This window comes from Acinetobacter sp. WC-743 (assembly GCF_000335555.1).
In the GTDB taxonomy this organism is placed as follows: Bacteria; Pseudomonadota; Gammaproteobacteria; order Pseudomonadales; family Moraxellaceae; genus Acinetobacter; species Acinetobacter bereziniae.
On sequence record NZ_AMFQ01000041.1, the window covers coordinates 64,891 to 75,001 of the forward strand.

General features: G+C 43.1%; 5 protein-coding genes, 2 tRNA genes and 2 rRNA genes. 6 read left to right on the forward strand and 3 right to left on the reverse strand.

The window, feature by feature from the left end; all coding sequences use genetic code 11:
- Positions 1-7: 7 nt before the first annotated feature.
- The 3 genes from erpA to ACINWC743_RS05985 form a co-directional block, all read right to left on the reverse strand.
- Positions 8-343 (reverse strand): iron-sulfur cluster insertion protein ErpA, encoded by a 336-nt coding sequence (gene erpA, locus ACINWC743_RS05975; protein ID WP_004823963.1) that lies wholly within the window; start codon positions 341-343, stop codon positions 8-10.
- Positions 344-472: 129 nt separating this feature from the next.
- On the reverse strand, positions 473-1,477 hold the full coding sequence (locus ACINWC743_RS05980; protein WP_009584755.1) for a putative solute-binding protein: 1,005 nt from the start codon (positions 1,475-1,477) through the stop codon (positions 473-475).
- Between the two features lie 333 nt (positions 1,478-1,810).
- Positions 1,811-2,266, reverse strand: a complete 456-nt coding sequence (locus ACINWC743_RS05985; RefSeq protein WP_009584738.1) for a hypothetical protein — start codon at positions 2,264-2,266, stop codon at positions 1,811-1,813.
- Positions 2,267-2,468: 202 nt separating this feature from the next.
- Between ACINWC743_RS05985 and ACINWC743_RS05990 the strand changes: the two genes are divergently transcribed.
- The 6 genes from ACINWC743_RS05990 to ACINWC743_RS06015 all read left to right on the forward strand — a co-directional run bounded on the left by ACINWC743_RS05990 (position 2,469) and on the right by ACINWC743_RS06015 (position 9,860).
- Positions 2,469-3,536, forward strand: a complete 1,068-nt coding sequence (locus tag ACINWC743_RS05990) for an alpha/beta hydrolase (protein WP_009584750.1) — start codon at positions 2,469-2,471, stop codon at positions 3,534-3,536.
- Positions 3,537-3,828: 292 nt separating this feature from the next.
- A complete protein-coding gene (locus ACINWC743_RS05995) occupies positions 3,829-4,395 on the forward strand; it encodes a peptidylprolyl isomerase (RefSeq protein ID WP_009584762.1) in 567 nt (188 codons plus the stop codon).
- 422 nt (positions 4,396-4,817) lie between these two features.
- Positions 4,818-6,355 (forward strand): 16S ribosomal RNA (locus tag ACINWC743_RS06000).
- A gap of 59 nt (positions 6,356-6,414) precedes the next feature.
- Positions 6,415-6,491, forward strand: a tRNA-Ile gene (locus ACINWC743_RS06005).
- Positions 6,492-6,535: 44 nt separating this feature from the next.
- Positions 6,536-6,611 (forward strand) — tRNA-Ala (locus ACINWC743_RS06010).
- 358 nt (positions 6,612-6,969) lie between these two features.
- Positions 6,970-9,860, forward strand: a 23S ribosomal RNA gene (locus tag ACINWC743_RS06015).
- Together the 16S and 23S rRNA genes with 2 tRNA genes alongside form the textbook arrangement of a ribosomal RNA operon.
- Positions 9,861-10,111: the final 251 nt, after the last annotated feature.

Consider the following 10,111-nt stretch of genomic DNA (forward strand, 5'->3'; position numbering starts at 1 on the left):
CTTTGAATTAAATGGAGAATGATGAACCACAGCCACATGTGGTTGTTGCATTTGGATTTTCAACAATAAAGCGAGAGCCTTCTAGACCTTCAACATAATCTACTTTTGAGCCAACAAGATATTGGTAACTCAACGAGTCAACTAACATTTTTACATCGCCGTTGATAAATTCTGCGTCATCTTCGTTCATGCTTTCAGCAAAATTAAATCCATAAGAAAAACCAGAACAGCCGCCACCCGTTACATAGACACGTAACATCAAATCTTGATTACCTTCGCTATCACGAAGTTGGCGAACTTTATTTGCAGCATTGTCGGTCAGCTCAAGTGCTTGGGCGGTCATGATATTGTTCCTCATATTTCGAATGGCTTAAACAAAAAGACCATATATTCAGTATAACATACTCAATATATGGTCAGTGAGTGAACTTTAAAGTAAATTCAGACTAAATTTATCGGATTTAATCTAGATTTATTTATAGTTCTCATCTTGTAGGGCACACTCAAAGTTTTTAGGGTCATTTTTACAACGGAATTGCCAAAGAATTTTCATCATTTGCTTATTGTAAACACCTTGTTTGGTTAAGCTGATACGCGACTCACGCATTAACTTTTGATACCCTGGTTTATCGCCTTCAGGCACCTGCATCCAGTATTTAGCAGGAATATCTGCCTTCATCTTACCAATAATACTGTTGGCGCGAGGAAGCTGAGTTTTAATCCAATCACGAGACTTTTGACCATAACCAGCTGGGAATTTATCAGGGCGAATAATAATATTTCCAGTCACTTGTAAAAGTGGATAATTAACAATCGCACCTTTACTGCCTAGACCTTTATGTAACTCTAGTGGTTTAAATACAGCGGCAGGTGCACCAATAATATCAACCTGCCCATTGTTAAACTTACTCCCAAAATTGGTTACATCGGCGCTTACAGCTTGAGCACCAATTTGTTGAACCATAATCTTTTGGGCTTGGTCATAGTCAAGAACTGCAATTTTTTTCCCTGCTGCTTTGGCAACAGTATTGATGTTACGGTCATTGACCATGAGGAAAGCATCACCAACAGGAATTACCCCGACCACTTCATACTTTCCATTGGTCATGTATTTGGCAAAATTTGGACTAGCAAGTCCTTGCATGATTTTTACCGCAAGATTAAGGTCAGGAATCGCACCTATGGCATCTAAAGAGCCTGTAAAGCTATTAAATTGACGACCACGCATTCCCGTAATACTGACAGCATCACATTTACCAGCTTTAAAATCTTCAGCAATGACGGCTTCATTAGAATTTACTTTTAATTCAAGATCTGCACCCCAGTTTTTCGCTGCAAGTTGATAATCTTTCATTAATGTAAAAACGTCGCCATTTTTACCAACCAAATCAAACACACACATGACTTGTTTTGCTTGAGTAGTAGAGACAGTAGCCAAAAGACCTGTAGCAACAATGAGGGCATGAGACCATTTCATTATTTTTTTCCTTTCCATGATCAATATTATTCATGTCCAACCAAACTGGACTTTTTATCAAGAATTTAATTCAGGATATGATTTATTACACAATCAAATATTCCACTCAATTCATCCATTTCCATGGTCATAATTTGAGTGAAAGTATCATTTGACATTAGCCAAATCATTGCCTGAAATGAATGAAATCACAATGACTTAAATGACAAAATTTCAAATCAGAATATAAATCTGATCATTTGGCAAATGGTCTTGTAAAACCTTGATTTTTGTTTTTCAAAGCTTCATTGCATTTGCTAAATTGACAATAGCATTGAGGTGTAGTTTGAACCCTTAGTCTTTATTGTTGTCACGCCCTCGACGATCATCACGTTTTTTATCACGTTGATTTTGGCGGTCATGCTGTTGCCATTGTTTTGGGTCAGCTCTATTGTCCCAGCGACGATCATGATTAGATTTGTTATTCCACTCTTGTCGACGTTGTTCCCAATGCTGTTTTCTCATTTGATCACGTTTTGCTTGTTCATATTGCCAACGTTGTCGATCATGCTGAGCTTGGCGCCGTTCTTGTTCAATCCGCATTTGCTGTATACGATAGGCACGCTCACGTTCCCAACGCTGACGGTCATTATTGCGGTCATATCTTGAATCATAGCGTGGAGTATAGCCATAATCACGATAAATCGGTTGTCCATAACCGCGTGTGTCATAACCTTCATCGGGAAATGCAACACAACCCACAGCAATAATAGATGTTATGAGCGAAACAAATAATGCTTTGATAGCCATAAGTTGTCTCCGTGTAACAATCAAAATAGCAAAAAAAAACTGAGATATAGCAAAATAGTCAATGACAAGTCATTTTAGTCAGATTAGCGTATTTAAAATTTATATTTGTATATCGATGACGAGACTTGTATAAGATTATAGTCAGTCAATTCCTGATCATGTAGAAAATATGAAGAATTTGGACATTTAAGGAAGAAACATAATGGTTGCTTTTCAACGTAATATTCATGAGTTAGTCGAAAAGGGGCAAGGTTCAGCGGGGCGTGCTGTAGATCGTTTACCGACATTTGCACAAGAGTCTTTAAGCAAGTTATTGGGATATCCTTACCAATTCCCTCAATTGGACAGCTTTACCAAATGTTTAATGGCTGCTCAACTCAAGCAAGGTAAAATAGGCTTTATTGGTGCAAATGTAGAACGCTCTAGAAAGCAGTTTGAATCACAAATGCAATCTATTATCAATAAACCTACCCATGTTCAGTTTGTAGAAGATATTCGTTTACCATTACAAAGTGGTAGTGTTTATGCGCGCCATTATCATCCCGCACCAAATAAAAAATTACCAATGCTTGTTTTTTACCATGGCGGTGGTTTTGTCGTGGGGAGTGTTGATACCCATGATGAAGTGTGTCGATTAATTGCAGCACATGCAAAAGTTCAAGTTTTAAGTATTGAATATCCACTCGCTCCAGAAGTTGGACCTCGCGAATTGATCCAGTCATGTGAAGATGCTCTGGCTTGGGTATATCAAAATCGCCGTCAATTTAAAATCCTAAAAAGTCGAATTGCGGTTGGTGGAGATAGTGCAGGTGGCAATATTAGTGCAGTCGTGGCACAACGAACAGTAAATTCAGTATATGCACCACAAGCTCAATTTTTAATTTATCCTGCAGTTGATTTTAAGAGTCGACATCCGTCCTTCTTTGCTTATAAAGATGGTTTGGTTTTAACAGGTTCTGATATTGATTATGTGACAGACTATTACGTCACACGTTTTAATGTTGCCTTGGATGATCCAATCATTTCACCAACCAATGGTCCTCTCAAGAAACTTGCACCAGCCTTTGTGATCACAGCAGGGCATGATGTATTGCATGATGAAGGTAAAATTTACGCCTACAAACTCAGACAAAATGGTGTCAAAGTTCATTACCATGATTATGAAGATCAAACTCACGGTTTTATCAACCTAACGCCAGTATCACGAAAAGCCAAAAAATACGTCATTGAAATGAGTAAAGAGTTTCGTAAATTTTGGGATAAACAATAAAGCCGATCGCATATTGAGTATCAACAACTATTGTTTCACGTGAAACAATAGTTGTTGATCAAAAAACAATCAAGCTAGGTAAGAAGCAAAATACATAAGCTAGCTAAGCTGACTATATATAAAGATACACAATATAAAGATGCTTAGACCATTTAAACAATTCGAACTTCAACTTTATCTCTACAGATAAATGTAGAGTATTGGTAAAGGTGGTGAAATGTCATTTTTCAATCATATAAAAGCACACTAATATAAGCGCAAACTTATCAAATCAATTTAAGGAAAAAAGACAATGATTAAGAAAATTGGTATGGGTGTTGCTTTGGGCATTCTTATGCAACCTGTATTTGCCAATACAGATATGCAAATCAAAACCAACTTGGGCAACATCAATATTGAACTATATGATGATCAAGCTCCAATTTCGGTCAAGAATTTTAAGAGCTATGTAAATAGTCAATTCTATAATGGCACCATTTTCCATCGCGTTATTCCTGGCTTTATGATCCAAGGCGGTGGCTTCGATAGTAATATGAAAGAGAAAGTAACGCAGGCGCCAATTCAAAATGAATCGAGTAATGGTCTAAAGAATCTTCGTGGTACTTTAGCAATGGCGAGAACCAATGCACCAAATTCAGCAACCAGCCAATTCTTTATTAACGTTGCAAATAACGACTTTTTAAATAAGTCTGTAGGTAACCCAGGTTACGCTGTGTTTGGTAAAGTTACTCAAGGACTCGATATCGTAGATAAAATTGTGCAAACCCCTACAGCAACAGTCGGGATGTATCAAGATGTACCTAAACAAGCTGTAAAAATCATCAGTATTCAAACCATAAAGAGCAATGTCAAAAAATAATTAAAAAATAAAGCAGAAATATTTTGGTCATATTTCTGCTTTATTATTAAAAGCTTACGCCACAATAAGTCTAAAAATGAACCAAAATAGTGCATAAAAATACAACACTCAATAAAACAATCAGTTAAAAGCACTTGCTTGTGTAAGAAATTGCCCTATAATGAGCTCATCCCGACGCGATACAGCAAACAAACTTAGCTTAGAGGGTTAAGTTGTTGAATGTTTATTGCGTCTTATTTGTCACTGACGAAGTGGTAAATTGATCATTAAGAGAATATGAAGAACAACTTGTGTGGATTTTTACTGATTGATTGATCGAAATATTATCATTGATTGATTGGTTTAAATTACTCGAAGTTTATTTGAGAGAATTTGTCAGTAATTGATGAGCCAGAATTGTGACCTTAAGTCACTAATGATTTTAACTGAAGAGTTTGATCATGGCTCAGATTGAACGCTGGCGGCAGGCTTAACACATGCAAGTCGAGCGGGGGAGATTGCTTCGGTAATTGACCTAGCGGCGGACGGGTGAGTAATACTTAGGAATCTGCCTATTAATGGGGGACAACATCTCGAAAGGGATGCTAATACCGCATACGCCCTACGGGGGAAAGCAGGGGATCACTTGTGACCTTGCGTTAATAGATGAGCCTAAGTCGGATTAGCTAGTTGGTGGGGTAAAGGCCTACCAAGGCGACGATCTGTAGCGGGTCTGAGAGGATGATCCGCCACACTGGGACTGAGACACGGCCCAGACTCCTACGGGAGGCAGCAGTGGGGAATATTGGACAATGGGGGGAACCCTGATCCAGCCATGCCGCGTGTGTGAAGAAGGCCTTATGGTTGTAAAGCACTTTAAGCGAGGAGGAGGCTCTTTTGGTTAATACCCAAGATGAGTGGACGTTACTCGCAGAATAAGCACCGGCTAACTCTGTGCCAGCAGCCGCGGTAATACAGAGGGTGCGAGCGTTAATCGGATTTACTGGGCGTAAAGCGTGCGTAGGCGGCTTTTTAAGTCGGATGTGAAATCCCCGAGCTTAACTTGGGAATTGCATTCGATACTGGGAGCTAGAGTATGGGAGAGGATGGTAGAATTCCAGGTGTAGCGGTGAAATGCGTAGAGATCTGGAGGAATACCGATGGCGAAGGCAGCCATCTGGCCTAATACTGACGCTGAGGTACGAAAGCATGGGGAGCAAACAGGATTAGATACCCTGGTAGTCCATGCCGTAAACGATGTCTACTAGCCGTTGGGGTCTTTGAGACTTTAGTGGCGCAGCTAACGCGATAAGTAGACCGCCTGGGGAGTACGGTCGCAAGACTAAAACTCAAATGAATTGACGGGGGCCCGCACAAGCGGTGGAGCATGTGGTTTAATTCGATGCAACGCGAAGAACCTTACCTGGTCTTGACATAGTAAGAACTTTCCAGAGATGGATTGGTGCCTTCGGGAACTTACATACAGGTGCTGCATGGCTGTCGTCAGCTCGTGTCGTGAGATGTTGGGTTAAGTCCCGCAACGAGCGCAACCCTTTTCCTTACTTGCCAGCATTTCGGATGGGAACTTTAAGGATACTGCCAGTGACAAACTGGAGGAAGGCGGGGACGACGTCAAGTCATCATGGCCCTTACGACCAGGGCTACACACGTGCTACAATGGTCGGTACAAAGGGTTGCTACCTAGCGATAGGATGCTAATCTCAAAAAGCCGATCGTAGTCCGGATTGGAGTCTGCAACTCGACTCCATGAAGTCGGAATCGCTAGTAATCGCGGATCAGAATGCCGCGGTGAATACGTTCCCGGGCCTTGTACACACCGCCCGTCACACCATGGGAGTTTGTTGCACCAGAAGTAGGTAGTCTAACCGTAAGGAGGACGCTTACCACGGTGTGGCCGATGACTGGGGTGAAGTCGTAACAAGGTAGCCGTAGGGGAACCTGCGGCTGGATCACCTCCTTAACGAAAGATTGACGATTGGTAAGAATCCACAACAAGTTGTTCTTCATTGATGTATCTGAGGGTCTGTAGCTCAGTTGGTTAGAGCACACGCTTGATAAGCGTGGGGTCACAAGTTCAAGTCTTGTCAGACCCACCAAGTCTACTGAACACAGAAGAGCAGATATATTAAGATCTTAAGCTGGGGACTTAGCTTAGTTGGTAGAGCGCCTGCTTTGCACGCAGGAGGTCAGGAGTTCGACTCTCCTAGTCTCCACCACTACTACGCAGTTACCTGATTAAAAAAAGATTGATTATAGAAATTAATGAACTGAAGTTTATAGAGTTTATTAACTTCTGTGATTTATCACAGTGAACTACTCGCTGACGAGGCGGTAGAGAATCATTAACAGAATATATTTGAGTTGAAATAATTGTTTAACTCGTTTTATGAAGCTTAACAAGCAATTGTTAAAGCGGAATGAAATGAGAACTAGCGATAAAACTGAATCAAGCGTTTTGGTATATGAATTAAATTGAAGCTGTACAGTGATTAAGTTCACAGGCAACAAATAGAAGTGGTTAAATCCACATTGTTGATCCTCCTTGTAGGGATTAACGACTGTTTGGGGTTGTATAGTCAAGTAATTAAGTGCATGTGGTGGATGCCTTGGCAGTCAGAGGCGATGAAAGACGTAATAGCCTGCGATAAGCTTCGGGGAGGCGGCAAATATCCTGTGATCCGGAGATTTCTGAATGGGGAAACCCACTTACCATAAGGTAGGTATCGCATGATGAATACATAGTCATGCGAGGCGAACGAGGGGAAGTGAAACATCTCAGTACCCTTAGGAAAAGAAATCAATTGAGATTCCCTCAGTAGCGGCGAGCGAACGGGGATCAGCCCATTAAGTTATATGTGTATTAGCGGAAAGCTCTGGGAAGTGCTACCGTAGAGGGTGATAGTCCCGTACACGAAAGTGCACATATAATGATGACGAGTAGGGCGAGGCACGTGAAACCTTGTCTGAATATGGGGGGACCATCCTCCAAGGCTAAATACTCCTGACTGACCGATAGTGAACCAGTACCGTGAGGGAAAGGCGAAAAGAACCCCTGTGAGGGGAGTGAAATAGATCCTGAAACCGCATGCATACAAGCAGTGGGAGCCGACTTGTTCGGTGACTGCGTACCTTTTGTATAATGGGTCAGCGACTTATATTCAGTAGCAAGGTTAACCGTATAGGGGAGCCGTAGAGAAATCGAGTCTTAATAGGGCGTTTAGTTGCTGGGTATAGACCCGAAACCGGGTGATCTATCCATGAGCAGGTTGAAGGTTGGGTAACACTAACTGGAGGACCGAACCCACTGTCGTTGAAAAGCCAGGGGATGACTTGTGGATAGGGGTGAAAGGCTAATCAAACTCGGTGATAGCTGGTTCTCCCCGAAAGCTATTTAGGTAGCGCCTCGGACGAATACCATAGGGGGTAGAGCACTGTTTCGGCTAGGGGGTCATCCCGACTTACCAAACCGATGCAAACTCCGAATACCTATGAGTACTATCCGGGAGACAGACTGCGGGTGCTAACGTCCGTAGTCAAGAGGAAAACAATCCAGACCGCCAGCTAAGGCCCCAAAATTATAGTTAAGTGGGAAACGATGTGGGAAGGCATAGACAGCTAGGAGGTTGGCTTAGAAGCAGCCACCCTTTAAAGAAAGCGTAATAGCTCACTAGTCGAGTCGGCCTGCGCGGAAGATGTAACGGGGCTAAAACTATATGCCGAAGCTGCGGATGTATACATTGTATACGTGGTAGGGGAGCGTTCTGTAAGCCGATGAAGGTGTGTTGAGAAGCATGCTGGAGGTATCAGAAGTGCGAATGCTGACGTGAGTAACGACAAAACGGGTGAAAAACCCGTTCGCTGAAAGACCAAGGGTTCCAGTCCAACGTTAATCGGGGCTGGGTGAGTCGACCCCTAAGGCGAGGCCGAGAGGCGTAGTCGATGGGAAATTGGTTAATATTCCAATACTTCTGTGTAATGCGATGAGAGGACGGAGAAAGTTAAGTCAGCCTGGCGTTGGTTGTCCAGGTGAAAGGTTGTAGGCATGCATCTTAGGCAAATCCGGGGTGCTCTATGCTGAGAACTGATAGCAAGCGAGTTTACTCGTGAAGTGGCTGATACTATGCTTCCAGGAAAAGTCTCTAAGCTTCAGTTACACAGGAATCGTACCCGAAACCGACACAGGTGGTCAGGTCGAGTAGACCAAAGCGCTTGAGAGAACTCTGCTGAAGGAACTAGGCAAAATGGTACCGTAACTTCGGGAGAAGGTACGCTGCTGACGGTGATAGGACTTGCTCCTTGAGCTATTGGCAGCCACAGAAACCAGGCCCCTGCAACTGTTTATTAAAAACATAGCACTCTGCAAACACGAAAGTGGACGTATAGGGTGTGATGCCTGCCCGGTGCTGGAAGGTTAATTGATGGGGTTAGCGTAAGCGAAGCTCTTGATCGAAGCCCCAGTAAACGGCGGCCGTAACTATAACGGTCCTAAGGTAGCGAAATTCCTTGTCGGGTAAGTTCCGACCTGCACGAATGGCATAATGATGGGGGCGCTGTCTCCAGCAGAGGCTCAGTGAAATCGAAATCGCCGTGAAGATGCGGTGTACCCGCGGCTAGACGGAAAGACCCCGTGAACCTTTACTGCAGCTTGACATTGAACTTTGATCTTACTTGTGTAGGATAGGTGGGAGGCTTAGAAGTAGCGACGCCAGTTGCTATGGAGCCATCCTTGAAATACCACCCTGGTAATATTGAGGTTCTAACTCTGTCCCGTTATCCGGGACGAGGACCATGTCTGGTGGGTAGTTTGACTGGGGCGGTCTCCTCCTAAAGAGTAACGGAGGAGTACGAAGGTGCGCTCAGCGTGGTCGGAAATCACGCGTAGAGTATAAAGGCAAAAGCGCGCTTAACTGCGAGACCCACAAGTCGAGCAGGTACGAAAGTAGGTCTTAGTGATCCGGTGGTTCTGTATGGAAGGGCCATCGCTCAACGGATAAAAGGTACTCTGGGGATAACAGGCTGATACCGCCCAAGAGTTCATATCGACGGCGGTGTTTGGCACCTCGATGTCGGCTCATCTCATCCTGGGGCTGAAGCAGGTCCCAAGGGTATGGCTGTTCGCCATTTAAAGAGGTACGCGAGCTGGGTTTAGAACGTCGTGAGACAGTTCGGTCCCTATCTACCGTGGGCGTTGGAAATTTGAGAGGATCTGCTCCTAGTACGAGAGGACCAGAGTGGACGAACCTCTGGTGTACCGGTTGTGACGCCAGTCGCATCGCCGGGTAGCTATGTTCGGAAGGGATAACCGCTGAAAGCATCTAAGCGGGAAGCCTACCTCAAGATAAGATTTCCCTAGGACTTTATGTCCTCTAAAGAGCCGTTGAAGACTACGACGTTGATAGGTTGGATGTGGAAGTGCGGTGACGCATGAAGCTGACCAATACTAATTGCTCGTGAGGCTTGACTATACAACACCCAAGCAGTTGTATTGAAGCATCATTTGATTCATAAAAGATCAAAGAAACTTGATTTAGTTGTAAAGCTAGTTACATGAGCGAGGAATAAACAAACATTAATTATGTTTGTCCGAGCGCAAGACATAAAGCTATGCTTTATGTTAAAATCAACTCAAATGTTCTTCTGTTAAACTCATTTGGAACAAAGTAAGGCATACCCATAAGACCCGAAAAAGTCCATAACAGTTTGCTGGCGACAATAG

Coding starts and splice junctions, on each gene's coding strand:
- erpA (WP_004823963.1), bottom strand. CDS start 343: ATGACCGCCCAAGCACTTGAGCTGACCGACAATGCTGCAAATAAAGTT.
- ACINWC743_RS05980 (WP_009584755.1), bottom strand. CDS start 1,477: ATGAAATGGTCTCATGCCCTCATTGTTGCTACAGGTCTTTTGGCTACT.
- ACINWC743_RS05985 (WP_009584738.1), bottom strand. CDS start 2,266: ATGGCTATCAAAGCATTATTTGTTTCGCTCATAACATCTATTATTGCT.
- ACINWC743_RS05990 (WP_009584750.1), top strand. CDS start 2,469: ATGGTTGCTTTTCAACGTAATATTCATGAGTTAGTCGAAAAGGGGCAA.
- ACINWC743_RS05995 (WP_009584762.1), top strand. CDS start 3,829: ATGATTAAGAAAATTGGTATGGGTGTTGCTTTGGGCATTCTTATGCAA.